The 22,909-nt window shown below is 55.9% G+C and carries 25 protein-coding genes; 6 read left to right on the top strand and 19 right to left on the bottom strand.

What is annotated here, in order from left to right:
- Positions 1-52 precede the first annotated feature (52 nt).
- Positions 53-1,222, bottom strand: coding sequence for a cation diffusion facilitator family transporter (locus KTN04_RS01335; RefSeq protein WP_217333401.1), 1,170 nt, complete (start codon positions 1,220-1,222; stop codon positions 53-55).
- Positions 1,223-1,549: 327 nt separating this feature from the next.
- Here KTN04_RS01335 and KTN04_RS01330 point away from each other — a divergent pair, with 327 nt between their 5' ends.
- Positions 1,550-2,437, top strand: coding sequence for a bile acid:sodium symporter family protein (locus tag KTN04_RS01330; RefSeq protein ID WP_217333400.1), 888 nt, complete (start codon positions 1,550-1,552; stop codon positions 2,435-2,437).
- A gap of 2 nt (positions 2,438-2,439) precedes the next feature.
- On the opposite strand, the gene queE is transcribed toward KTN04_RS01330, so the two are convergent.
- Positions 2,440-3,069, bottom strand: coding sequence for a 7-carboxy-7-deazaguanine synthase (queE, locus tag KTN04_RS01325; RefSeq protein ID WP_217333399.1), 630 nt, complete (start codon positions 3,067-3,069; stop codon positions 2,440-2,442).
- A gap of 143 nt (positions 3,070-3,212) precedes the next feature.
- Here queE and KTN04_RS01320 point away from each other — a divergent pair, with 143 nt between their 5' ends.
- On the top strand, positions 3,213-3,863 hold the full coding sequence (locus KTN04_RS01320) for a rhodanese-like domain-containing protein (protein ID WP_217333398.1): 651 nt from the start codon (positions 3,213-3,215) through the stop codon (positions 3,861-3,863).
- Between the two features lie 2 nt (positions 3,864-3,865).
- Here KTN04_RS01320 and KTN04_RS01315 read toward each other — a convergent pair whose 3' ends face one another.
- The 14 genes from KTN04_RS01315 to ccoN all read right to left on the bottom strand — a co-directional run bounded on the left by KTN04_RS01315 (position 3,866) and on the right by ccoN (position 17,128).
- Positions 3,866-4,777 carry a recombination-associated protein RdgC gene (locus tag KTN04_RS01315; RefSeq protein WP_217333397.1) on the bottom strand — a complete coding sequence of 304 codons (912 nt, stop codon included), beginning with the start codon at positions 4,775-4,777 and terminating at the stop codon, positions 3,866-3,868.
- 38 nt (positions 4,778-4,815) lie between these two features.
- Positions 4,816-5,268, bottom strand: a complete 453-nt coding sequence (locus tag KTN04_RS01310) for a thioredoxin domain-containing protein (RefSeq protein WP_217333396.1) — start codon at positions 5,266-5,268, stop codon at positions 4,816-4,818.
- 96 nt (positions 5,269-5,364) lie between these two features.
- Entirely contained in the window at positions 5,365-5,907 is a 543-nt protein-coding gene (locus KTN04_RS01305) for an adenine phosphoribosyltransferase (protein WP_217333395.1), read from the bottom strand.
- 203 nt (positions 5,908-6,110) lie between these two features.
- The gene (fnr, locus tag KTN04_RS01300; protein ID WP_217333394.1) at positions 6,111-6,890 is read right to left on the bottom strand and encodes a fumarate/nitrate reduction transcriptional regulator Fnr; all 780 of its coding nucleotides are present in this window, start codon (positions 6,888-6,890) and stop codon (positions 6,111-6,113) included.
- Between the two features lie 114 nt (positions 6,891-7,004).
- Positions 7,005-8,396 carry an oxygen-independent coproporphyrinogen III oxidase gene (gene hemN, locus KTN04_RS01295; RefSeq protein WP_217333393.1) on the bottom strand — a complete coding sequence of 464 codons (1,392 nt, stop codon included), beginning with the start codon at positions 8,394-8,396 and terminating at the stop codon, positions 7,005-7,007.
- Between the two features lie 72 nt (positions 8,397-8,468).
- A complete protein-coding gene (locus KTN04_RS01290) occupies positions 8,469-9,146 on the bottom strand; it encodes a sulfite exporter TauE/SafE family protein (RefSeq protein ID WP_217333392.1) in 678 nt (225 codons plus the stop codon).
- A complete protein-coding gene (gene ccoS / locus KTN04_RS01285) occupies positions 9,143-9,337 on the bottom strand; it encodes a cbb3-type cytochrome oxidase assembly protein CcoS (RefSeq protein ID WP_217333391.1) in 195 nt (64 codons plus the stop codon). Before ccoS ends, KTN04_RS01290 begins: the two co-directional genes overlap by 4 nt.
- A gap of 3 nt (positions 9,338-9,340) precedes the next feature.
- The gene (locus KTN04_RS01280; RefSeq protein WP_217333390.1) at positions 9,341-11,794 is read right to left on the bottom strand and encodes a heavy metal translocating P-type ATPase; all 2,454 of its coding nucleotides are present in this window, start codon (positions 11,792-11,794) and stop codon (positions 9,341-9,343) included.
- 8 nt (positions 11,795-11,802) lie between these two features.
- Positions 11,803-12,318 (bottom strand): FixH family protein, encoded by a 516-nt coding sequence (locus KTN04_RS01275; RefSeq protein ID WP_217333389.1) that lies wholly within the window; start codon positions 12,316-12,318, stop codon positions 11,803-11,805.
- Positions 12,319-12,391: 73 nt separating this feature from the next.
- Positions 12,392-13,816, bottom strand: a complete 1,425-nt coding sequence (gene ccoG, locus KTN04_RS01270) for a cytochrome c oxidase accessory protein CcoG (protein WP_217333388.1) — start codon at positions 13,814-13,816, stop codon at positions 12,392-12,394.
- A 132-nt stretch (positions 13,817-13,948) separates the two neighbouring features.
- Positions 13,949-14,851, bottom strand: coding sequence for a cytochrome-c oxidase, cbb3-type subunit III (gene ccoP / locus KTN04_RS01265; protein WP_217333387.1), 903 nt, complete (start codon positions 14,849-14,851; stop codon positions 13,949-13,951).
- Positions 14,848-15,048, bottom strand: a complete 201-nt coding sequence (locus KTN04_RS01260) for a cbb3-type cytochrome oxidase subunit 3 (protein WP_217333386.1) — start codon at positions 15,046-15,048, stop codon at positions 14,848-14,850. The genes ccoP and KTN04_RS01260 overlap by 4 nt, the downstream gene beginning before the upstream one ends.
- Before the next feature lie 6 nt (positions 15,049-15,054).
- Positions 15,055-15,675 carry a cytochrome-c oxidase, cbb3-type subunit II gene (gene ccoO, locus KTN04_RS01255; protein WP_217333385.1) on the bottom strand — a complete coding sequence of 207 codons (621 nt, stop codon included), beginning with the start codon at positions 15,673-15,675 and terminating at the stop codon, positions 15,055-15,057.
- A 22-nt stretch (positions 15,676-15,697) separates the two neighbouring features.
- The gene (gene ccoN / locus KTN04_RS01250) at positions 15,698-17,128 is read right to left on the bottom strand and encodes a cytochrome-c oxidase, cbb3-type subunit I (protein WP_217333384.1); all 1,431 of its coding nucleotides are present in this window, start codon (positions 17,126-17,128) and stop codon (positions 15,698-15,700) included.
- Between the two features lie 394 nt (positions 17,129-17,522).
- Here ccoN and rlmM point away from each other — a divergent pair, with 394 nt between their 5' ends.
- Positions 17,523-18,602, top strand: a complete 1,080-nt coding sequence (gene rlmM, locus KTN04_RS01245) for a 23S rRNA (cytidine(2498)-2'-O)-methyltransferase RlmM (protein WP_217333383.1) — start codon at positions 17,523-17,525, stop codon at positions 18,600-18,602.
- Positions 18,603-18,614: 12 nt separating this feature from the next.
- Here rlmM and KTN04_RS01240 read toward each other — a convergent pair whose 3' ends face one another.
- Positions 18,615-18,896, bottom strand: a complete 282-nt coding sequence (locus tag KTN04_RS01240) for an antibiotic biosynthesis monooxygenase family protein (protein WP_217333382.1) — start codon at positions 18,894-18,896, stop codon at positions 18,615-18,617.
- 120 nt (positions 18,897-19,016) lie between these two features.
- On the opposite strand from KTN04_RS01240, the gene tusA reads away from it, so the two are divergent.
- The 3 genes from tusA to trxC all read left to right on the top strand — a co-directional run bounded on the left by tusA (position 19,017) and on the right by trxC (position 20,325).
- Complete coding sequence (gene tusA, locus KTN04_RS01235; RefSeq protein WP_217333381.1) at positions 19,017-19,262, top strand: sulfurtransferase TusA; 246 nt, start codon at positions 19,017-19,019, stop codon at positions 19,260-19,262.
- A 120-nt stretch (positions 19,263-19,382) separates the two neighbouring features.
- Positions 19,383-19,829 (top strand): ProQ/FinO family protein, encoded by a 447-nt coding sequence (locus KTN04_RS01230; RefSeq protein WP_328515945.1) that lies wholly within the window; start codon positions 19,383-19,385, stop codon positions 19,827-19,829.
- 61 nt (positions 19,830-19,890) lie between these two features.
- Positions 19,891-20,325: a thioredoxin TrxC gene (gene trxC / locus KTN04_RS01225; RefSeq protein WP_217333379.1), complete on the top strand. Its 435-nt coding sequence runs from the start codon at positions 19,891-19,893 to the stop codon at positions 20,323-20,325.
- Here the strand turns inward: trxC and KTN04_RS01220 are convergent.
- Together KTN04_RS01220 and KTN04_RS01215 are read right to left on the bottom strand one after the other, a co-directional pair.
- Positions 20,314-22,269, bottom strand: coding sequence for a bifunctional diguanylate cyclase/phosphodiesterase (locus KTN04_RS01220; protein WP_217333378.1), 1,956 nt, complete (start codon positions 22,267-22,269; stop codon positions 20,314-20,316). The two genes, trxC and KTN04_RS01220, sit on opposite strands and share 12 nt — an antisense overlap.
- A gap of 2 nt (positions 22,270-22,271) precedes the next feature.
- Positions 22,272-22,907 carry a transglutaminase-like cysteine peptidase gene (locus tag KTN04_RS01215; protein WP_217333508.1) on the bottom strand — a complete coding sequence of 212 codons (636 nt, stop codon included), beginning with the start codon at positions 22,905-22,907 and terminating at the stop codon, positions 22,272-22,274.
- Positions 22,908-22,909: the final 2 nt, after the last annotated feature.

Raw genomic sequence — 22,909 nt, 5'->3', positions numbered from 1 at the left:
AGCCGGCATTGCCGGCTTTTTTTGTGCCTGTATGGCCCTTGCTGGTGAGATCTTAGCGCGGCGGCAACCAGAGATTGAGATATCGGAACCAGTTGAGGCTGGCCAGCTGTTCGCGCAGGGACTGCTGTAGGGCGTCGGCGCTGAGTCCGGTCTGTTCGAGTAACTGATGGATCTGCGCCGATGCCTTGATATCCAGGTCAATGTATTCAGGGTGGTAGTAGAGAATTAGCTCATAATCCGGATTGTCACCCAGGATACGGGTCATGGCCGCATCCAGGTGCTGGCTGACTTCACGGCGTCCAGGCATCACCGGGCAGAAGGTCTCGGGATGCATCTCCTCGTCATCGTAGGTGTCGATGTGAAAGATGACATGGCCAATGTTGTCGAAGCGGCTTTGCAGTCGGCAGACCACGTTATCGCCGATGTAATGACCTTCGGCCGCACTCAGGTGGGGCGCGACTTGCAGGTGCATTTCGAGCAGGCTCTGATTGCCCATAAGGCGACTTTTAAAGCTGTGGACATTGACGACTCCCTCCACACTCAGCACCTGATCACGCAGCTCGCTGACACGCTCCTCCGGCAGGGCGGTATCAACCAGTTCAGTCACGCTCTTGGCAACCAGTTCCCAGCCGATCTTGCCCACCAGCAGCGCCACAAGTACGGCAGCCAGAGCATCCAGCCACCAGATGCCCGCCATGGCGCCGCCTACGGCAACCAAAACGACGATCGACGACAGCGCGTCGGTACGGCTATGCCAAGCGTTGGCAATGATCAGGTCCGACTGCAGCTTGCGGCCGACGTTAAGCGTGTAGCGGAAGATCCATTCCTTGCTCAGGATCGAAATGGCCGCCACGACCAGTGCAGGCCAGCCAGGGAGGGCAGGAGGGGCCTCGGCAAACAGCAGACTGACACTTTCATAGGCCATAGCACCACCAACAGCAACCAGGATGACCCCAAGTGCAACTGTGCCGATGGTTTCGAAACGGGCATGTCCCCACGGGTGGTTCTCGTCAGGGGCCTGGTGAGAGAGGCGCAGCACTATAATGACCATCAGATCGGTGAACAGATCCGACAGCGAATGGATACCGTCCGCAATCAGGGCACTGGAGTTGGCAACCACGCCAACCAGTATCTTGAGCAGGCCCAGTACGCCATCAAGCGCACCACCAATGATGGTGACACGTTCGGCTGCCTTGCGGCGCTGGTCCAGTTGTTCCTGCATGGGTCGATACTCCGCTTAAATCAGCGGCGTATCATATCTGGATATGACTAAAGTCTCTAGCACTATACCTTTGGTGGTGTTAGGAGGATAGTTAAGCGATTGATTTTATTGGTCATAAAACTGATGTTTAAAAAACAACCAAACTGTATTCATGCCAGAGTTCATCGGCGCTGGCAGGGTTTGAAAGAGTGGTTTTCACAGCGTTATCCACAGTAGATGTGGGCAGGCTGGCCCAGCCCAGGCATGCCGCGGGCTGGCGCTGTCATTGTCCGTTCATGACTGATCCCTTAACATGGCTGGTTTCGGTCGCGCAGGAGTTGAGTGTTCGTGCAAGCTTCGTATATGACACAATGGATTCTGCCTCTTGCCCTGTTCAGCATCATGCTGGGGGTGGGCATGACGCTTGAGCGCAGCCACTTCGTACGCCTGTGGCAGCAGCCCAGAGCCCTGCTGGCAGGGGTGGCGGGGCAGTTGCTGGTTTTGCCGTTGCTTGGGCTAATGGTGCTGTCCTGGGTTTCGCTGCCGCCAGCGCTGGCGGTTGGCATGATGATTCTGACCTTCGCCCCGGGTGGCGCTACATCCAACATGTTGACGCTGCTGGCGCGAGGAGACACGGCGCTGTCGATCTCCTTGACCGCAGTCACCAGCTTCATTACCCCCTTTACGTTGCCGGTACTGACTCTGTGGGCTTTGCAATACCAGGGTCTTGGCGCAGATATCGGTCGTTTCCCGGTGTTGCCAACCATTGCCAAGGTGGTGCTGGTGACGCTGGTGCCGGTCATGGTGGGCATGACGATCGCCGCCTGGCGGCCGCAGCTGTGCAAGCGCATGTTGAAGCCGGTCAAGATAGGCGCGCTGGTGTTCATGATTTTGATCGTGACGGCGATCGTGCGGGCCAACTGGGACGGGCTGCCGAGCATGCTGGCACAGGTTGGGCCCGTGGCGCTGGCGTTGTCCTGCTTGGCACTGGCATTCGGTTATGGACTGGCGTGGCTGTCAGGGGTGTGTCATGAGCAGCGTATCACGCTGGCAATCGAAGTCGGCATTCAAAATGCGGGCACGGCGTTACTGGTGACCGGTGGCCTGTTGCAGAATGCAGAAATGTCCGCCAGCGCGTTGATTTATGGCGTTTTGATGCAGCTACCGGCAGCCATGATCCTGCTGGCACGCAACCGATCGGTATGGATGCGGCCGCTGCGTGCCCAGCAGGGGTAGGGTTATTCGATACCGATCATCTTGTGGGTCTGGAGGCTCAGTTTCCAGCGTGGATGTGCCTGGCAGTAGTCAATGCAGCGACGCGTGTTGGTGTCCTGTAGCGGGCCGTCCATCGGTTGTAGGTAGTAATGGCTGAACGTAAATGCGGCAAAACGTTCCGGCATGGCTGCACTCTGCGGATAGACCAGCTTGAGCTCATCCCCCTTGGTGATCAGGATGTCACTGCTGCCTTTGGGGCTGACACAAACCCAGTCGATGCCGTTGGGCAGGGGTTTGGTGCCATTGGTCTCGATTGCAATCTCGAAGCCGCGCGCGTGCAGGGCATCGACCAGTGCTTCGTCGAGTTGCAGCGCTGGTTCACCACCGGTACACACAACGTAACGGTTGTCGGTGCCCTGTGGCCAGAATGACTCGATACGTTCAGCCAACGCATCCGCACTGGCAAACTTGCCGCCATTTTGGCCGTCGGTGCCGATAAAGTCTGTGTCACAGAAGTCGCAGATGGAGCCGCTGCGGTCTTGCTCTCGCCCCGACCAGAGATTGCAACCGGCAAAACGGCAAAAAACCGAGGCTCGCCCGCTTTGGGCACCTTCACCCTGCAGGGTGTAGAAAATTTCTTTAACGCTGTACATGCACGCTCCCGATTATTGAGGCGTCAGTTTATCGGCAATTTGACAATGATCAAGTTGTGGGCGATAAAACTGGCCGGCATGCGGTCAGGCCATGAATTCGGCTGCCCGTGCTGCCCCCACTTGTGTGTTAAGGAGAAATCAACATGGAAAAACGCTGGTTGACGGCGGTGGCCTTTACAGGCTTGATGACAATGTCCGGTATGGCGCTGGCCGAGCAGTCCGATACACGCGTTATGATTACCCCGGAGCTGTATTCGTTCAGTGTGATGCATGATGGCGAGCCAGTTGAGGTCATGCGCAATCAAGACAAGTCCAATCGCGTTCATGAACTCTATGCGACTACCTGGCGCGGGGTTCCTCAGCCAATGTACCCGTTCGCACCCCATGCAGTCGATACCATTGGCGAGCGGGAGTTCGTGGAATACATGATGCAAGCGCAGAGTGATGATGCAGTCATGATCGTGGATACGCGCACCGTTGGCTGGCATGTACGATTGACGATACCCGGTGCACAGAGCTATCCCTATACCATGATGGACGATCCAGATGATCGCGACTGGGCGCTGGATGACTTCGGTATCAAGCGCAACGAGGATGGGGTTTACGACTTCGGCGGCGCGAAGACATTGGCTATGTTCTGTAATGGTTACTGGTGTGGTCAGACACCGGCCATGATTCGCAAGCTTTTGGCGCTCGGATACCCAGCAGAGAAGCTCAAGTACTACCGTGGTGGCATGCAGGCCTGGACCAGCCTGGGCTTCAGCGTGGTGGGTGAGGGGGTCGAAACCCCCTGAGGTCAGTGCTCCGCCTCGCCTCCAAGCGTCTGCAGCAATTCCGGCAGCAGACGCGCATACTCAAGTCCCAGGCGTGCCAGTTCAGCATCGCACGCAGCCAGTACGTCTTCCGGTGCTTCGGCATCCAGCTGTTCACGGTACTCGTCACTCAGTTTCAGCCGGTGCAGGCTGAGGTCTTCATGCAATACAAAACGTATTTGTTGTTGCCATTCTAAAGCCAGGCGCTTGACCAGCATACCAGCCGTGATGTGCGCACTGATCTCGTCACATAGCAGGTCCTGCCCCTTGGCGCTGATCTTGCTGCCTTCGGTGGTCGGGTCGCGCAGTTCGCATTCGTCTTCCAGCGCCCAGCCTTGCGGCATGGCTTCGCCCTGCAGCCAGGCCGTCATCACCTTGTCGGCCGAAATCTGTGTCAGGGGCAGACGCACGGTCAGTGACCCCAGGGCCTGACGCAGCTGGTTGAGCAGTTCTTCGGCACGCTTGTGGCTTGACGCATTTACCACAATCCACCCCTGTTGAGGCATCAGGATGGCTTCGGTGCGTTTGCGGCGGGTGAAGCTGCGCGGCAGCAGGTCCAGCACGACTTCATCCTTGAGCTGCAGCTTTTCCTTGCGATAGACCTTGCGCGACTGTTCAGCCTCAATCAACGCAACGCGCTCATCGAGCTGTTCGCGGATGACGCTGGCCGGCAGAATGCGCTCTTCCTGAGCCAGGTTAATCAGCAAAAAACCGTTGCTGCTGAATACCAGCATGTCTTCGGCTTCCTGTACCGGCTGGTTCCAGCCACTGCTGCTCAGCTCCTGACTGCCGCAGGGCTTGAAAGGATGTGAGGCCAGTGCCTGTTCAAGATGTTCCTGTGTCAGCCCGGCGGGCGGTTCAAACCGATAGAAAATGAGGTTGCGGAACCAGAGCATGAATTCTCCAGAAGAAAGGTGTCATTGAAACATTCGGATCAGGGAGTAGAAGCCGCAAGTGCCTTGTTGATCGCCTGATCGAGATAAAAGCCGTAAAAATCACGCGAGCTGATACCGATGAGTGGTTCGCCTAGAGGTGTGCCATCGGGGCTGATAACCAGCACGCTGGGGTAAAATGCAATCGCATATTGCTTGGCGAAAGTCCCTGGCGTAACCAGTTGTTGTGTTGCATTCCTGACCTCGGTGTCGCTGGGGACCTTAAGTTCACGGATGGCCAGATCCGTACGTTGTTGGGACTGCAGCGGCAACAGAAACTCCTCCCGTACCAGGTCGCAATACCGGCAGTCAGGTTGGGAAAAAAGCATCACCAGCACCCGGGCATTGGGCGCGGTACGCGAGAGCGTATCAAAACCGCTGAAGTAAGGCAGTCGATCACCCGCCTGCAGCGGCAGGCAGACCAGCAACAACAACAGGGCAAGGGTGCGTTTCACGGCGGCATCCAAAAAAGAGTGGTGGGGGCATGCAGCCGCAGTAAGCGGTCTGCACCAGTGTCGATACTCCAGAAAAAAGAGTGTCGGCGTCAGGGATCAGTGACCCTCATAGGCCAGCAGAGAGTAGACCGGAATGCCCAGCTCCTGCAGTCGAGTCGATCCCTGCAAGTCAGGCAGATCGATCAGTGCAGCCGCTTCGACCACTTCGGCCCCCAGCTTGTTGATTAGCGTGCAGGCCGCGAGCAGAGTACCGCCCGTTGCAATGAGGTCGTCAAACAGCAGGACACGGTCACCGTTGGTAACGGCATCAATCTGCATTTCCACAGCCGAAGTGCCGTATTCCAGCTGGTAATCCTGATGTACGGTTTCACCGGGCAACTTGCCTTTCTTGCGCACCAGGACTAGCGGCAGATTAAGCTGGTAGGCCATGATTGAGCCAAACAGGAAACCGCGGGCATCGATGCAGGCAATATGGGTAATGTCGCTGTCGATATAGCGTTGGATGAACGCATTCGAAACCATATGCATTGCCTTGGGGTCCTTGAAGATCGGCGTGATATCGCGGAATACGACGCCAGGCTCCGGCCAGTCCTGCAGCGAGCGAATCACTGACTTGACATAGAATTCATCATAAGACATGAAACAATCTCCGTTGGACGCACAATTGATATAACTCAATGCCGCGGTTTCAAAAGAAGGGTTTAATACAAACGTTGGGTTACACATTGAGATGGCTACTTCATTGTGCAACTTGGGACGTAGCTTGAGAGAGCTACGTCCTTTTTTTGCCTTGTATTAGGTTGGTGCAGTTAAAAAGCGACAGTGTATTTGCTCTGCCTGGCTCAGGAGCTGGAATTTTCCTGCGGGCTGGTCTGGCATTCGCCTTGGCGGGACTCGCCAGACAGGCGGTACATCTCGTCCAGATTGGTCAGCTGTACTTCCTTGCCATCAACACGCATAAGTTCCATTTTCTGGAAACGCGTGAAAATGCGGCTTACGGTTTCAACCGCCAGGCCAAGATAGTTGCCGATCTCGTTGCGCGACATGGACAGGCGGAAGTTGGAAGCTGAATAGCCCCGAGCCTTGAAGCGCTGCGACAGTTTCAGCAGGAAAGTGGCGACACGCTGCTCGGCGTTCTTCTTGGACAGCAGCAGCATCATTTGCTGGTCATCCCGCAGCTCCTTGCTCATGCTGCGCAGCATCTGACGACGCAGTTCCGGCAAGTGGCCAGACAAGTCGTCAAGTCGCTCGAACGGAATTTCACACACGGTTGTGGTTTCGAGCACCTTGGCGGACATGGGGTAGTTTTCCGCATCAAAGCCACTTAAGCCAACCAGTTCGCCCGGGAAGTAGAATCCGGTGATCTGTTCTTCACCCTCGTTGGTCAGGGTGTAGCTTTTTATAGTCCCGGCCCTGATCGCATATACAGAGCTGAAGGGTTCACCCTGATGAAACAAATGCTCACCTTTTTTAAGGGGGCGGCTCTTTTCGATAATGTCATCCAGCCGGTCGATCTCGGTAAGATCAAGCGATACCGGCAGGCACAGCGTGCTCAGGCTGCAGGTTTTGCAGTGTACCTGAGGTAAGCAGTGCAGCTTTCCTTGAGATTTCCAATCGGCCATTAGGGCATCCTTTGGTTGGTTTTTCACACGATGGCTACACGGGCATTATGTAACATTTGCCCCCATGGGTGAAGCGGCAGACCCGCTATACGGGCCTGCCGTGCCGGGGTTGGCTCAAATGATGCGCGAAAATTTCTGGGTTGGCTGCTGCTTGGGGATATAAGCGTCAAAAGCCATGCAGATGCGGCGTATGAGCAGTCGTCCGGCCGGGGTGACCTTAATGATACCATCCTGCGACGTAATCAGACCGTCATTGGCAAATTGTGTCAGCTCGGACTGTTCATTGCTGAAATAACAGTCGAAGTCGATCTCGAAGCGGCGCTCGATCGTGCGCGTATCCAGCTCGAATTGACAGATCAGCTGGGTGATGACCGCACGGCGAATATGATCGTCTGTGTTGAGTTTTACGCCACGTTTGACGGCATGATGCTGTTGCGCAACAGCCTGGGTGTACGCGGCTACATCATGCTCGTTCTGATAGTAGACGTTGCCGATTTGACTGATGGCAGAGACGCCCATGGCTACCAGATCGCAGTCGGCGTGAGTGGTGTAACCCTGAAAGTTGCGGTGCAGCTTGCCTTCGGCCTGAGCAATCGCCAGTTCATCATCCGGTTTGGCAAAGTGATCCATGCCAATGTAGACATAGCCGGCATCCAGCAGCCGGTTGATGGTGTTCTGGAGGATGCTGAGCTTCGTTTCGGCCGAGGGCAGGTCTTCGGCACGGATGTGCTTCTGTGAACGGAAACGGTCAGGCAGGTGCGCATAGTTGAATACGGACAGACGATCAGGGCTCATTTCAATCACCGTATCCAAGGTGTCTTGAAAGCTTGCTTCGGTTTGATGAGGCAGGCCGTAGATCAGGTCCATGTTGATCGATTTGAAACCCAGTGTACGTGCGTGTTCAAGCACGGCACGTACCTGTTCGGTGGGCTGAACACGGTTAACCGCTTCCTGTACTCTGAGGTTGACGTCCTGTACCCCCAGGCTGATGCGGTTGAAACCAATTTCACGCAGTACTTCCAGAGTGTTTTCACCGATCTCGCGCGGGTCAATTTCGATCGAGTAATCTCCCTCGTCATCGTCACGCAAGTCGAAATGCTGGCGTAATGCCTGCATCAGCTCACGCATCTGGTCATCACTGATGAAGGTAGGTGTGCCGCCTCCCCAGTGCAACTGGTTGACCTTGCGGTTACCCCGGTACCACTCAGACAGCTGGCTCATTTCGCGGTAAACCGTGTCGAGGTACGGCTGTGCTTTCTTGCGGTTGCGGATAATGGTCTTGTTGCAGGCGCAGTAGTAGCACACGTGTGCACAAAAGGGGATGTGAACATAAAGCGAGAGTGGTGCGTTGTTGTCAGCGCTGGCGCGTCCTTCGCTGATCAGCTCGGTCGCCGCAAGGGGCGAATCAAACTGAATGGCAGTTGGGTAGGAGGTATAGCGAGGGCCGGACAGGTCATAACGATGAATAAGATCCAGATCCCAGCTGACATTGCTATGTGGGTTCACGACGGCACCTCTTGGCTATGATACGAAAAACGTATTATAGATGTTTAATACAGTCGTGCGGGTTGATGGATATCAAGCGTGATGCAGCCACAGTGTCCAAGGAAGGGTGGCAATGCCGAACAAGATGACCAGGGTACCGGCAATGTGGCGGGTCATTTGCTGCTGCAGCAGCTGGTGCAGCTGGCGTGCCAGCAGTGCGGTTGTGAGCATGGCTGGAAGCGTACCGACGCCGAAAGCAGCCATCAAAATGGCGCTGCCGGTGGGGCTCTCGGCGACCGTCCCTGACCACAGCAGCGTCGTGTATACCAGGCCACAGGGCAGCCATCCCCAGAGCCCTCCTAGCGCCAGTGATTTTGTCAGCGTGTCGGCCGGCAGCAGGGCTCGGCTCAGGGGGCGAATGCGTCGCCAGAGCACGCCGCCAGCACGTTCCAGGTAGGCAGCGCCCTGCCACCACCCGGCAATGTACAGTCCCATGGTGATCATGATCAGAGCCGCAAATGAACGCAGCACCAGTGTCAGTTCGGCATTATTGGTCAGCAGACTACCGAGCTGTCCCATAGCGAAACCGGCAACGGCGTAGCTGGCGATACGGCCAGTATTGAACGTTACCAAGAGTGGCACGCCTCGGCCGGCAGCGGCGCTTTGGCTCATGGCGACACTGCCGGCAATACCGCCGCACATGCCGACGCAATGCGTACTGCCGGCCAATCCAAACAACAGTGCCGAGGTTAATAGGGGTAGATCAATCAAGGCTTTTTGTCCGCATCTTGTTCGGGCTTGGCATCCTCCGGAATCAGATCGTCATCGTCATCGAACAGAATCCGGTGAGCGGGTGATTCGAGATCGTCGAACTGGCCTTGTTTCACACTCCAGAAAAATGCCCAGATGGCAACACTGACCAGAATGATGGCGATCGGTATCAGCAGGTAGATGATATCCATGTACTACTCCTGGGACTTGCGGCGAATACGGGGCGGACGCGACAGGCGCATGGCGTTCCCGACAACGATAAGCGAGCTGGCGGACATGCCGACGGCTGCCATGTAAGGTGCGATGAAGCCCAGAGCAGCTAATGGCAGGGCGACCAGGTTGTACAGCAGGGCCCAACTCAGGTTTTCGCGAATGACCATGCGGGTCTTGCGCGCGACCAGCAGAGCAATGGCCAGGCGTTCCAGTTCGCTTGCAATGAGCACGGCGTCGGCACTGGTCTTGGCCAGGTCCGTGGCAGAGCCCATGGCGATGGACGTACGGGCGCCGGCCAGCACAGGAATGTCGTTGATGCCATCACCGACCATGACAACACTGGCGCCCTGTTCCTGTAGTTGGCTGATGAAGGCCAGTTTCTCATCCGGTGATACGCCCTGTTTGACGGCATCGATACCCAGTTCGTCGGCAACGCGCTGAGCGGATGACGAGTCATCTCCCGTCAGCATGCCAACCTGAAGTCCAAGGTGCTTCAAAGTTGCCACGGTCGTGCGGGCATCACGGCGGATCTGGTCGTCCAGTGCAAACCAGGCGACCGCTCCTTGAGTGTCGGCGAGCAAAAGCCACTGCAGGTTCTGATCCGGTTGTTGCGGTAGCGGCTGACCTGACAGTGCGGCTGCATACTCGGGTTTGCCGATACGGTAGCGCTCGCCTTGTACGGAGCCCTCGACGCCGGCGCTGACTTCCACTTTCACATCATCAGCCGCACGCGTGAAGTGAGGATGAAAGGCACGCGCGATCGGGTGCTCCGATGACTGTTCCAGCGCTGCTGCGATATTGTAGGGTGTTAGCGATGTTGTCGAGCGTATCGGCACCATCTTGCGAATGCTGAGGTTACCCTCGGTCAGGGTGCCGGTTTTGTCAAAGATGACATGTGTGGCACTGGCCAAGCCTTCCAGTACGTGGCCTCGCGTAATAAGCAGACCCTGTTGGCGAAGTGTGCCGGTAGCAGCCGTCAGGGCGGTTGGTGTTGCCAATGAAAGGGCGCAAGGGCAAGTGACCACCAATACCGAAAGTGTGACCCAGAAGGCATCTTCCGGTGACACCAGATACCAGCCAGTCGCCACAGTAACTGATGTCAGCAGTACCGCCATCACGAAATAGCGCGCAACCCGGTCGGCAACCCGTGCGGTCATCGGCTTTTCGGCATGGGCCCGGTCTAGCAGCCCGACAATAGCTGAAATGCGTGTGTTGGCACCGACTTCAGTGATGCATACCTGAATCGGGTGCTCGACATTGATGGTACCGCCCACAACGGCATCATCAACGGACTTGGTGACAGGCAGGTATTCGCCCGTGAGCGCGGACTCGTTGATCGCGCTACGACCATCGACAATAACGCCGTCGGCCGGGATCGTATGGCCGGGGCGAACCAGAACGCGGTCACCCATCTTGAGTTCGGTGGCGGGAATCAGCTTCTCATGACCGTCTGCGCTCAACAGCATGGCGCTGGTGGGCAACAGGTCCATCAGGGCGTTGCCCGCACGGCCCGTGCGGTGTCGTGCCTGCATCTCCACGTAGCGACCGATCAGTAGAAAGAAGGTGAACATGGTCACCGAGTCGTAATAAACCTCGCCACTATTGGTCAGTGTAGCCCATATGCTTGCAAGATAGGCGCCGCCAATGGCGATGGACACCGGAACGTCCATGCTGAGATGGCGGCTGCGTATGTCGCGTACCGCAGCGATGAAAAACGGCTGGGCTGCATAAAGTACAACCGGTGTGGTGATGACCAGACTGCTCCAGCGGATGAACTCGACAAAACGTTCTTCCATGTCCTGAAGTGCGCCGGCATAGAGTGCAATGGCCATCATCATGACCTGCATCATACCTAGTCCAGCAATGCCCAGGCGCCGAATGGCGCGTTTTTTCTCCTGTTCAAGCAGCACCTCTTCCGTATTGGGGTGGAAAGGGTGTGCTTGGTAGCCAATACGGCCGATCTCGGCAAACAGGGTGCTGAGCTTGCATGCCTGGGGATTCCAGACCAGCCGTGCACGATGGTTGCTGAGGTTTACGCTGAACTGCTGCACGCCTGCGTGGTTGCTGAGGTGATGCTCAAGTAGCCAGACACAGGCGGCACAGGTAATGCCTTCAATGACCAGGGTGGCCTCGGCATGGTCATCAGCAACAAAGCGGACAAACCCATCCTGTACACTTTTCGAGTCGTACAAGGTCAGTTCGGCAGTAGCGGCCTCTGCCGCGCTCGCTGCAAGGGGGGTGACGTTGCTTTGATCGCGGTGGCGATAGAAATTATCCAGACCACCATCGACAATGGTTTGTGCAACCGCTTGGCAGCCCGGGCAGCACATGGGCTGCCGTTTACCATCAATAACGGCGGTGTAGTCACTGCCGGGAGGAACCGGCAGGCCACAGTGAAAACATGAGAGCTGCTCGGGCACATGCATGACAGTCATAGCTTCATTCACTGCGGAATCATGGAGTAGCGCAGCTGCTCATTGAAGGGCGGGACGATTTCCTGGCGCAGCTGCCAGCTTTCATCCAAAGGCGACAGCGACAGATATCGCTTGCTGCTCATTGCACCTTCAAGGCTGCCTGCATACAGGCCCTTGCCATCGACACTGCGCAGCGTCAGCAGCTGGTCATATTTCTGATGGGTCGGGTGAATGATGTTCAGATGCAGCTGTTCTGGGAAGGTGTCCAGTACGCCTGACAAGCGGAGGTTGATGTCGCCAGTAAGTGTGTCCAGGCGCAGGTCGGCGTTCAGGTCCAGCTCGCGTGCGCGATCGGCTCGTGAGGTGTCAATGTTCATGCCGCGTGCGATTTTGTAATAGTCTTCTTTGACGACACCGTCACTGGTTGTGACGGCAATGTACATGAAAATGCTGGCGTAAATGAAGACGGCGATGAGAGGTGCCAGTATGAACCAGAGCCAGGGTTGCTTGAACCAGGGAGCAGGGGGGGTAACGTGTGTGTTCATGACACTCCTTCGAATAAAGAGACGGCCGGGACAAACCGGCCGTCATTCTAACTCAAAATTGTCTATTCAGGGACTACCGTTGAGGTATGGGACCCAGGAAACGACTTTCGGTTTCAACGCGAATAGCAGAATTGTCTTCGGCTTCGACGCTGAACAGAATGGTTGAGTTGGTAGCGTTGAGCTGGTCCGGTTCAATCTGCAGTCGTACGGGGTAGGTGAGCAGCTCCCCGGCAGCAATGCTGATCCGCGCATCAGTAACCATCTGAACGCCATCAAGGCCTTCCACACTGATACGGTAAAGGTGGTCATTCTGTTCCTTGTTGGCAATTTTAAGCGTGTATACGTTTTCAATTTTGCCAGAAGGTGTGTTGGTGTATAGCTGGCCGCGGTCGCGAATCACGTCGACTTCAAGGGGAACGCGGTCGGCAATGGCCCAAATAAAGGCGCCAAACATGACCAGAAGGGCTGCAAAATAACCGATAAGACGGGGGCGCAGCAGCTTGGTCTTTTTGCCACTCAGGGCGTGTTCGGTGGTGTAGCGTACCAGTCCGCGTTCATAGCCCATACGGTCCATCATATCATCACAGGCGTCAACACAGGCACCGCAGGCAACGCATTCATATTGCAGGCCGTCACGAATATCGATGCCAACCGGGCATACATGTACGCAAGCATTGCAGTCGATACAGTCACCCAAGCCGGCTGCCTGCTTGTCGACATTCTTTTTGCGACTGCCGCGCGGTTCACCTCGGGCCTCGTCATACGAAATGATCAGGGTATCCTGGTCAAACATGACGCTCTGGAAGCGGGCATATGGGCACATGTAGATGCAGACCTGCTCACGCAGCCAGCCTGCATTGCCGTAGGTTGCCACGGCAAAAAAAGCAAGCCACCAAGTTTCCCAGGGGCCTAGATCCCACACCAAAATGTCGGGAATCAGCTCGCGGATCGGTGAAAAATAACCAACAAAAGCAATCGCTGTGGTGATGGCGATGACAACCCACAACACATGCTTGGCGGTTTTGCGTACCAGTTTTTGCTTGCTCATGGGCTGTTTGTCCATGCGCATGCGCTTGTTCCGGTCACCCTCGGTGATGCGCTCGGCCCAGATGAACAGCCAAGTCCAGACGAACTGTGGACATGCATAACCACACCAAAGTCGGCCGGCAAAGACGGTCACGAAGAAAAGGGTAAAAGCCAGGATGATCAGTAGCCAGGACAGTAGCATGAAATCCTGCGGCCAGAATGTCATACCGAAGATGTGGAACTGACGGTTGGGGAGGTCGAAGAGGATCGCCTGGCGGCCGTCGTACTGAATCCAGGAAGCGCCGTAAAACATTGCCAGCATGATGAAGCCGGAAATGATACGGAAATTCTTGAAGAAGCCTTTGTAGAACTTGACGTAAATGTGCTCGCGCTTGGCGTAGAGGTTGTATTCCTCAGGCTGCGGCTTGCTGCCCTTGTTGGGTGTTACGTCCTTAACCGGTATCTGATTCATGCCAGTACCTAATGCTGATTACGTCGACAGGTCGTTCCTGTTTTATTAGGAACGCTGAATATTATACTAGTCTCGTAACAAAAAAGGCGACATGACTTGCGTCATGCCGCCTTTTTTCAACCGCCGTGTCACTTACTTGTCAGAATTAGACAAGCTGTAGACGTAGGCTGTGATCAAGTGGATCTTATCTTCAGACAGCAGGTTCTTCTGTGCCGGCATGACGCCCGCACGACCGGCACGAATAGTGTGCGCGATCTGCTTGAAGGAACCACCATAGAGCCAGATATCGTCGGTCAGGTTCGGTGCACCCAGTGCGTGCATGCCCTTGGCATCAGCGCCGTGGCAGGCGGTGCACAGTGCCTGATACTGCTTTTCACCGTTGGCAATGTCAGTGCCTGCAACGGGCTCTTTACCGCTCAGGGTCATGACATAGCTGGCGACATCGCGTACGCCATCCTCGCCCAGAACATCAGCCCAAGCTGGCATACCCCCGTTACGGCCATTGATCAGAGTCTGCTTGATGGTCGCCGGGTCGCCACCGTACAGCCAGTCGTCGTCGGTCAGGTTCGGGAAGCCAATGGCGCCCGTACCGGCCGTGCCGTGACATACGGAGCAGTTGTTGGCGAACATGCGCTGGCCCATTTTAAGACCTTCTTCGTTCGCCGGCAGCTGCAGCTCTTCAACGGACAGTGCTGCGTATTTTGCAAAGACCGGACGGTACACTTCTTCGGCGTGCTGCATCTCGGTTTCCCACTGGTTGTGGGAAGTCCAGCCCAGCAGGCCCTTGAAGTTGCCCAGACCTGGGTAGAGCATCAGGTAGCCCAGGCCGAAGATGACGGTCGCTACAAACATGTAGAACCACCACTGCGGCAGCGGGTTGTCAAACTCTTCAATGCCGTCGTAGACGTGACCTACGGTCTGCTCGGTCGTTTCCTTGAACTTTTCGCTCTTGCGTGTGGCAAAGAGCAGCCAGGCGCAGCCCAAAATGACTGCCAGGGTAATTACGGTTACCCATGCGCTCCAGAAAGCACTCATTTGTTGTCTCTCCTGTTATGGGTCCCGTTCTGGTCCGAGTCCTTGCTTTTCTTGTGCTGCTCTTCATCGGCGAAGGGCAGCTGGGACGCTTCATCAAAACGCTTCTTGTTACCGGGCAAAAGGACCCAGACAAAGAGGCCGATGAAGGTAATCAGCATTATGACCGGCAGATAGGGACCATAAACCTCGTAACTCACTGAAAATTACCGCTTGTTTGTGTAAACAGAGTGCGTTTTGCCCAGTGACTGCAGGTAGGCGACCAGAGCGTCGATCTCGGTCTTGCCCTGCACGTCTTCACGAGCGGTGCTGATCTGTTCATCGGTGTACGGTACGCCCAGCTTGCGCAGAGTTTCCATTTTGGCAGCTGTATCCTTACCGTTCAGAGTATTCTCGAACAGCCAAGGGTAAGCCGGCATCTTGGACTCGGGCACAACGTCACGCGGGTTGTACAGGTGAGCCTTCTGCCAATCGTCAGAGTAACGACCACCTACGCGCGCCAGATCAGGACCGGTACGCTTGGAGCCCCACAGGAACGGGTGTTCCCATACATGCTCGTTGGCGGTGGAGTAGTGGCCATAGCGCTCGGTTTCGGCACGGAACGGACGGATCATCTGGGTGTGGCAGACGTGGCAGCCTTCACGGATGTAGATGTCACGACCTTCAAGCTCCAGTGCGCTGTAGGTACGCAGACCTTCGATCGGCTTGGTGGTTGAGCTCTGGAAGAACAGGGGAACGATCTCCGCCAGGCCGCCGCCGCTGATCACGATGATGATCAGCAGGATCATGAGGCCGATGTTCTTTTCTATCGTTTCATGTTTGATCATTGCTATGCGCTCCTCGTCTCAATCAGGCCGCCTGGGCAGCAGGTTCAGCTGCCTGAACGCGGCTGCCGCTGCGAACGGTCTGCCAAACGTTGAAGGCCATCAGCAGCATGCCGGTCAGGAAGAACATGCCACCAATCCAGCGAACCAGGTAGCCCGGGTGGCTGGCTTCAAGCGCTTCGACGAAGCTGTAGGTCAGAGTGCCGTCGGCATTGACTGCACGCCACATCAGACCCTGCAGAATGCCATTGACCCACATGGAGCAGATGTACAGCACGGTACCGATGGTAGCCAGCCAAAAGTGCGTGTTGATCAGGCCAACAGAGTACATCTGTGCCTTGCCGAACAGGCGCGGGATCATGTGATAAACCGCACCAATAGAGATCATGGCTACCCAGCCCAGAGCGCCGGCGTGTACGTGACCAACAGTCCAGTCAGTGTTGTGCGACAGGGCGTTGACGGTCTTGATGGACATCATCGGGCCTTCGAAAGTGGACATGCCGTAGAAAGACAGTGATACCACCAGGAAGCGCAGGACCGGGTCGGTGCGCAGTTTGTGCCATGCGCCGGACAGGGTCATCATACCGTTGATCATGCCACCCCAGGACGGTGCCAGCAGGATCAGGGACATAACCATGGCCACAGACTGAGTCCAGTCAGGCAGCGCTGAGTAGTGCAGGTGGTGACCGCCCGCCCACATGTAGGTGGCGATCAGTGCCCAGAAGTGCACGATGGACAGACGGTAGGAATAGATCGGACGCTCGGCCTGCTTGGGTACGAAGTAATACATCATGCCCAGGAAGCCAGCAGTCAGGAAGAAGCCTACCGCGTTATGGCCATACCACCACTGAACCATGGCGTCCACGGCACCCGGGTACACCGAGTAGGACTTGGTCAGGCTGACCGGAATGGCAACGCTGTTGACGATGTGCAGCACGGCAACCGTAATGATAAATGCCATGTAGAACCAGTTGCCCACGTAAATGTGAGACGTTTTACGGTTCTTGACGGTGCCCAGGAAGACGATTGCATAGCTGACCCAGACGACAGCGATCAGGATATCGATCGGCCATTCCAGTTCCGCGTACTCCTTGGTGCTGGTCAGACCCATCGGCAGCGTGATGGCGGCAGCCAGAATCACGGCCTGCCAACCCCAGAATGTAAACGATGCCAGTGCATCAGAGAACAGTCGGGTCTGACAGGTACGCTGCACTACATAGTAGGATGTAGCGAAGAGTGCACATCCACCGAACGCGAAGATAACCGCGTTGGTGTGTAACGGACGAATACGTCCGTAGGTCAACCAGGGAATTTCAAAGTTCAGTGCAGGCCACACCAGCTGGGCGGCGATCAGTACGCCGACGCCCATACCGACGATGCCCCAGACCACCGTCATGATGGCGAACTGGCGCACGACTTTGTAGTTGTAAGTCGGGTGTTCAGTTGCAGTGCTCATGTCAGGCTCTCATCAACAAGCTAATAGTAGTAAGAAGAGTTCCACCGGCAATTATCTGGTAATACCCAAGGCATTTCAATGTAATGGAACCTTTAACTGTGGTTTATTGTCGCAGGGCATTTTCCTCCCTCCATGCAGTTGGATTGTAAAGCTATAGCTCCCAAGTCATTGAATTATCGATGTGAATTCGACGTTGTATTGAAAATAAGGGTGTGTGTATGCCGAACCTGCGCCCGCTTTGTCGGTTTTATGAACGGCATCTGTCGCGAATAAAAGGCTTTATTTGATATGGATCAAGCAGGTGTTTGAGTTGTTTTTTCGCGCTTTCGAGTTTCCTTACGGTTGTTATTAGACCAATGGATTACTATAGTTCGCGCTCATTTCAGGAGGCCTCATGAGTGAGCTGAATACACTGTTGCTGCATTGCCGTTCCGGGTTTGAAAAAGAGTGTGCGGCAGAAATCACAACCCGTTGTGCTGAAATTGGCGTGTATGGCTATCCGCAGTTCGAGCCGGCACAGGGATATGTTATCTATCATTGTCATGAGCCCGGAACCGCAGAAGTAGCGATTCGCAAGCTTCGCTTTCGCGATCTGGTCTTCGCCCGACAGTGGAGTGCCTGCGTTGCGCGTCTGGAACGCCTGCCTTCTGCCGATCGCATCACGCCTATCGCGGAACAGGTGGCCAAGATGCCCTCCTGTAGTGAAGTGATGATCGAAGTGGCCGATACTACCGAGGGGCGTGAGCTGCAAGGTTTTGCACGCAAATTCAGTTCGGCACTGGCCCAGGCCTTGCGTCAGCAGTCACTGCTGTTGCCACGCAAGCAGCGTAGTCAGTGGCGCCTGCATGTCATGGTTATTGATGGCAAGACGCTTTGGTTAGGTGTGGCGCCGGTAGCTAACAGCTCGCCTCATCCGATGGGGATTCAGCGTCTAAAGTTCCCTGCTGCAGCCCCTAGTCGTTCCACACTCAAGCTTGAAGAAGCCTGGCATTACTTCATTCCCAAGCGCCGCCGTGATGAGTTGCTGGCCGGTGGCATGACCGCGGTCGATCTGGGTGCGGCCCCTGGCGGATGGACCTGGCAGTTGGTCAATCAGCACATGTTCGTTATTGCGGTTGATAATGGCCCGATGAATGAAGATTTGATGGAGTCGGGTCAGGTGGAGCATCGCCGCGAAGATGCCTTTACCTTTGCCCCCCCGAAGCCGGTGGACTGGATGGTGTGTGATGTGGTTGACAAGCCTGCAAGGGTGACTGAACTGGTCGTTCACTGGGCGCTCAATGGCTGGTGCCGTAATGCGATTTTCAATCTCAAGTTGCCAATGAAACAGCGCTTTGACGAGGTAGAGGACTGCCTTGGACGCCTGCGCGGGGAGCTTGCATCCGCCGGAATAGCATATCGGCTTGAAGCCCGCCACCTATATCACGATCGCGAAGAGATAACCTGCTGGCTGTCACTTACGCCTGAAAATTGATTCAAACTGATATCAGTGCGCGAAAACCGTTATTTTCTCTTCATGCTCGAGCATGGGGGCAATACGATCCATCATGGCACGCCGCTCCTCGGACGCATGCCAAAGCTGCCAGTCATGCTCGGATCGGTAGGTTGCCAGAATGGCACGATGCCTTGGATCAGCCGTATCATGCAGTGCCTCTCCGGAAATGAAGCCGGGGGCCTGCATGGCCAGTTGCAGCGTTTCGCGCGATGCCTGTTCATAATGTTCGCTGAGTTCTTCGGCAACATGCCGTTCAATCAATACACGAATCATGGGCTTACTCCTTGAGAGATGGTCTCCATATCAGGATAATTGCTTCTGATAAGGTCGCAACCTGTTTTGACGGTTTTGGCCGCTTCAAATTCTCATGCCTCGGGAGAGACGGTAACCCGCATGAATGAATCCGGTTTTGACCAAATGCTTGATGCCAGCGGCCTGCTGTGTCCCGAGCCTGTCATGTTGCTGCACAACAAGGTGCGCGAAATGGCAGCAGGTGAGGTGTTGAAGGTGATTGCAACCGATCCTTCCACCCAGCGTGATATTCCCAAGTTTTGTACGTTCCTTGGGCATGAGTTGCTGAGTCAGGGGCTGTCGGACAATCAGAGCTACGAGTATTTAATCCGTAAAGGGGCTGGCTGAGTGTCAGATCTGATCAATCTGCAGCACGAGGTTGAATCGCTGCTGCAGGAGTGTGAACAAAGACTGTCCGCTGCCGAAGCACGGAGCAGGGCAGATACCGGTAAAACAGAGAGTCAAACAGTGAATCAAACTGCCAATAGCAAAAATCGCTCTAAGAATCGTGCCGCTAACCAGGCTGCACTGGAGCAGCTGATCGAAGCCTACCCGCTGACGTTCAGCCGTGACAAGGTGCGCCCGCTCAAGATCGGAATCCAGGAGGATTTGATCGCGGATGAAAAACTGGCGCGCAATCGCATCAAGCGTGCCTTGGCGACTTACGTACGCTCTTTGGCATATCTGCGTGCGGTACAGGAGGGCGTTGAGCGCGTGGACCTCAAGGGTGAGGCCGCCGGTGTTGTAACGGCTGGCGAAGCCGAGCATGCGCAGGGGCGCATCAAGGAGATCCAGGCACAGCGTCGCGAGCGTCAGAAGCAGCAGCGTCAGGAAGAGCAGCAGCAGCGACAGCAGGAAAAAGAGCAGCGCCTCAACCGCAAGCTGGAAGCGCTGGTCAACTTGAAAGGCCGCTGATGGATTGAAATTGTCATTGGGCGCCTCTATTGATCATTGAACCGATCAACCGGAGGTCCCAATGAACGATTCCCTGCATATTTCCTGCCCCGCCTGTCTGGCAACCAATCGAATTCCCTCGTCTTGCCTCGACCGAGCGCCCCACTGTGGTAAATGCAAGCACCTTCTGTTTGCGGCCAACCCTGTCGATGTGGACAATCACGCATTTCAGCGCATTGTCGCCAATACCGATATTCCCGTGCTGATCGATTTCTGGGCCCCCTGGTGCGGTCCGTGCAAAATGATGGCGCCGGTCTTTGAAAGCGTTGCTCGGGCGCTGGAGCCTCGGTGTCGGCTGGTCAAAGTGGATACAGAAACTCATCAAGAGCTGGCATCCCAATATCAGGTACGCAGTATTCCGACGCTTTTGCTGCTGCAGGGAGGCGTTGAGTTGGCCCGTCGTGCCGGTGCCATGGATGCCCGCAGTCTGCAGCAGTGGGTGGAATCACACCTGTGATGCGGCCAGCGGTGACGGCTTGCCGTGCAGGTAGCCCTGGGTGCCATCGATGCCCAGCCTGACAAGCGCCTGATGCTGAGTATCACGCTCAACGTGTTCGGCATAGGCGCGAATATCCAGACTATGCGCAACGCTGATCAGACTGCTGACGAAAAAACGGTCCTCGTCGCTTTGGTCCAGCTGACGAATCAATGATCCGTCCAGCTTCAGGTAGTCAGGCTTGAGGGCGTACAGGTAGCTGAAGCCGTTAGGGTGGGTGCCGAAATTGTCCACGCCGAATTGTACGCCCAGCTTGGCCAGTGCACTCCGCAATTGGCGAATGTTGTCAAGGTGCGTCAGGATGGCAGTCTCATTGACTTCGATGCTGATGCGTGAAGCCTGCTGGCTGTCTTTTAATTGACGCAGCAGCCATTTGACAAAGGTGGGCTCCGCCAGCGTCTGATTGGCTAGGTTGAGGCCCAGTTTGGGGGCCTGTGGGTGGTGTTGCAGGTGTTGTATGGCATGTTTGACGATCAGGCGGTCAACGGCCTCCAGCAGCTTCAGGTCGCGGGCGACTCCCAGAAAGTCACCCGCCTGGCAGGGGGTGTTGTCCTGATCAAGGATGCGTGCAAACACTTCGGCATGAATGCATAGGCCGGTTTCGTCCTCAAGGGTCTGCTGCTGCAGGAAAATCTGTTCGTTGTGGATGGCGTTGGCGACATGGGTTTGCCACTGCTCAGACCAGCCGTGTTGTTGCTGTTGATCCTGCAGTAGCATGAGACCACTGCCGGCCTGTTCAGCTTCTTGTTGGATCAGGCGCGCTTGTGACAGCAGTTTGTCGACGCTCCAGGTCTGGTCGCCGGAAGCGATGCCAATACTGGCAACCGGCATGTCGGCCGCATTGGCCTGTTGGCCGTGTACCAGCTGTTGTGCCAGATTGAGTGTGCCGGTCAGTTTCTGTTGCCATTCATCCAGCCCTCGGCGCTGTGTCATCAATACCAGATCACCGCCGCCGAGGCGGCCTACCACGTGTGGCCCCATTGCTTGGCCCAGGGTCTGCAGGCTATGCGCGCATTGTTGGATGAGATGGTTGGTGTCTTCCTCACCCAGGCGGAGGTTGAGTGTCTGCAGGTCGTTTAGGTGAAACAATACCAGTGAGGCCGGACCAAAGTCCTGACGGTATTCCAGATGTTCGGCCAGTTGTGTCAGCAGAGCGCGGCGGTTGTTCAGGCCGGTCAGGCTGTCGCGGTAGGCGGTGCTGCGCAGGGACTCGATATTGCGGTTCTGCTCGGCAAACATGTGCTCGACCTGCCGCACCATGAGGTTCATCGCCATGACCACGCGACGTAGTTCGCGGGTACGGGGCAGGTGGGGTTGTTCGATATATTCCCGTCGTGCCAGCGCCATGGCCTGATGTTCGACGCCTTGCAGTGGCTTGAGCAGCTGGCGCAGCAGCAGTGACAGCATCAACGCTGTTGCCACAGCCAGGCTGACAAATAGCACCAGCGTCTGCTGCATGCTCTGCCAGAGCTGTTCATAAGCATAGCCAGCGCGGCTGCGCACATGAATGCTGCCGACCTGTTGCCATTGGTAGGTAATGGGTCGCACTTTTTCCGGCGGGGTGATGGGAATCAGGCTGATCAGCCAGGCTGGGGCGTTGATCGCGGTATCGGCTTTGTACTGCTTGAGGTACAAGGCATTGCCCTGACTGTCCTGGATCTCGATCTGCTGATAGAAGCCGCTGTCAAAAATGGCATTGACGGCGGTGGCGATGGTCGCTTGGTCCTTGCGTTGCATGTAGGGGGCCAAATACAGGCCCAGATGCGTGGCGCTGTCTTCGGCATGTGATTCCAGTTGTGTCAGCAGTGTGTCGCGGGTACTGTCCGAAAGGATATAAAACGTGCTCAGAACCAGTCCGAGCAGAACAGCGAGTACGGTGGCAATCAATTGGTTTTTGAGTGACATCCTCAGGGCTCCTGCGAATTCAGGTTAACGCTGTTGTTTTCGACACGGGACTGAACGCTGGTCCATGGTTTGAGCCGGTCCGAAGTACCAACGAGTTCGGCTCGACGGCCCTTTTTGCTCAACCAGAGATTGTCACCGTTGAAAGTATAGACGTGCAGCAGATCCGGGCGCTTGTCGGCGGGACGAATTTCACCGATCAGGTTGTCCAGTACAACGGGCATGGCCTCGGGGGAGGCATAGTACGTCAATACCATATGTGCCTGATTCAGCTCCAGTGATTTGACATAAGCCAGGCTCATGCGCTCATCGGCTACTCCCAATGCTCTCAGGGTGTAGTATTTGGCAATGGAAAAGTCTTCGCAATCGCCACCGTTGCTGATCAGGAATTCGGCCGGAGTGGCCCAATAGTCTTCTTTGCCCCAGTGATCAATGTCGTCGATGAAGCGGACTTGGTTGAAAAAGCGGTTTACGGCATCCAGTTTTTGCGGCTCAGGGAGGTTGGCAGCGTCTTGCAGCAGCGCTTGCCAGGCGGCAAGACGCTTGGCAGCTGCTTCGCCGTATAGTTGGCCGTAGCGGCTTATCTGCTGCTCAGACAGGCGCAGTGGGCGTGTCTGATCGGCCAGTACCAGGCTTGCCATGA

The sequence above is a fragment of the Marinobacterium weihaiense genome, assembly GCF_019061305.1.
GTDB lineage: Bacteria > Pseudomonadota > Gammaproteobacteria > Pseudomonadales > Balneatricaceae > Marinobacterium > Marinobacterium weihaiense.
This window is presented reverse-complemented; position numbering and strand designations above follow the sequence as displayed.

Coding starts and splice junctions, on each gene's coding strand:
- KTN04_RS01220 (WP_217333378.1), bottom strand. CDS start 22,269: ATGTCACTCAAAAACCAATTGATTGCCACCGTACTCGCTGTTCTGCTC.
- queE (WP_217333399.1), bottom strand. CDS start 3,069: ATGTACAGCGTTAAAGAAATTTTCTACACCCTGCAGGGTGAAGGTGCC.
- rlmM (WP_217333383.1), top strand. CDS start 17,523: ATGAGTGAGCTGAATACACTGTTGCTGCATTGCCGTTCCGGGTTTGAA.
- KTN04_RS01320 (WP_217333398.1), top strand. CDS start 3,213: ATGGAAAAACGCTGGTTGACGGCGGTGGCCTTTACAGGCTTGATGACA.
- ccoO (WP_217333385.1), bottom strand. CDS start 15,675: ATGATCAAACATGAAACGATAGAAAAGAACATCGGCCTCATGATCCTG.
- KTN04_RS01215 (WP_217333508.1), bottom strand. CDS start 22,907: ATGGCAAGCCTGGTACTGGCCGATCAGACACGCCCACTGCGCCTGTCT.
- ccoP (WP_217333387.1), bottom strand. CDS start 14,851: ATGAGTGCTTTCTGGAGCGCATGGGTAACCGTAATTACCCTGGCAGTC.
- KTN04_RS01280 (WP_217333390.1), bottom strand. CDS start 11,794: ATGACTGTCATGCATGTGCCCGAGCAGCTCTCATGTTTTCACTGTGGC.
- tusA (WP_217333381.1), top strand. CDS start 19,017: ATGAATGAATCCGGTTTTGACCAAATGCTTGATGCCAGCGGCCTGCTG.
- ccoS (WP_217333391.1), bottom strand. CDS start 9,337: ATGGATATCATCTACCTGCTGATACCGATCGCCATCATTCTGGTCAGT.
- ccoG (WP_217333388.1), bottom strand. CDS start 13,816: ATGAATCAGATACCGGTTAAGGACGTAACACCCAACAAGGGCAGCAAG.
- fnr (WP_217333394.1), bottom strand. CDS start 6,890: ATGGCCGATTGGAAATCTCAAGGAAAGCTGCACTGCTTACCTCAGGTA.
- trxC (WP_217333379.1), top strand. CDS start 19,891: ATGAACGATTCCCTGCATATTTCCTGCCCCGCCTGTCTGGCAACCAAT.
- KTN04_RS01335 (WP_217333401.1), bottom strand. CDS start 1,222: ATGCAGGAACAACTGGACCAGCGCCGCAAGGCAGCCGAACGTGTCACC.
- KTN04_RS01275 (WP_217333389.1), bottom strand. CDS start 12,318: ATGAACACACACGTTACCCCCCCTGCTCCCTGGTTCAAGCAACCCTGG.
- KTN04_RS01240 (WP_217333382.1), bottom strand. CDS start 18,896: ATGATTCGTGTATTGATTGAACGGCATGTTGCCGAAGAACTCAGCGAA.
- KTN04_RS01305 (WP_217333395.1), bottom strand. CDS start 5,907: ATGTCTTATGATGAATTCTATGTCAAGTCAGTGATTCGCTCGCTGCAG.
- KTN04_RS01315 (WP_217333397.1), bottom strand. CDS start 4,777: ATGCTCTGGTTCCGCAACCTCATTTTCTATCGGTTTGAACCGCCCGCC.
- ccoN (WP_217333384.1), bottom strand. CDS start 17,128: ATGAGCACTGCAACTGAACACCCGACTTACAACTACAAAGTCGTGCGC.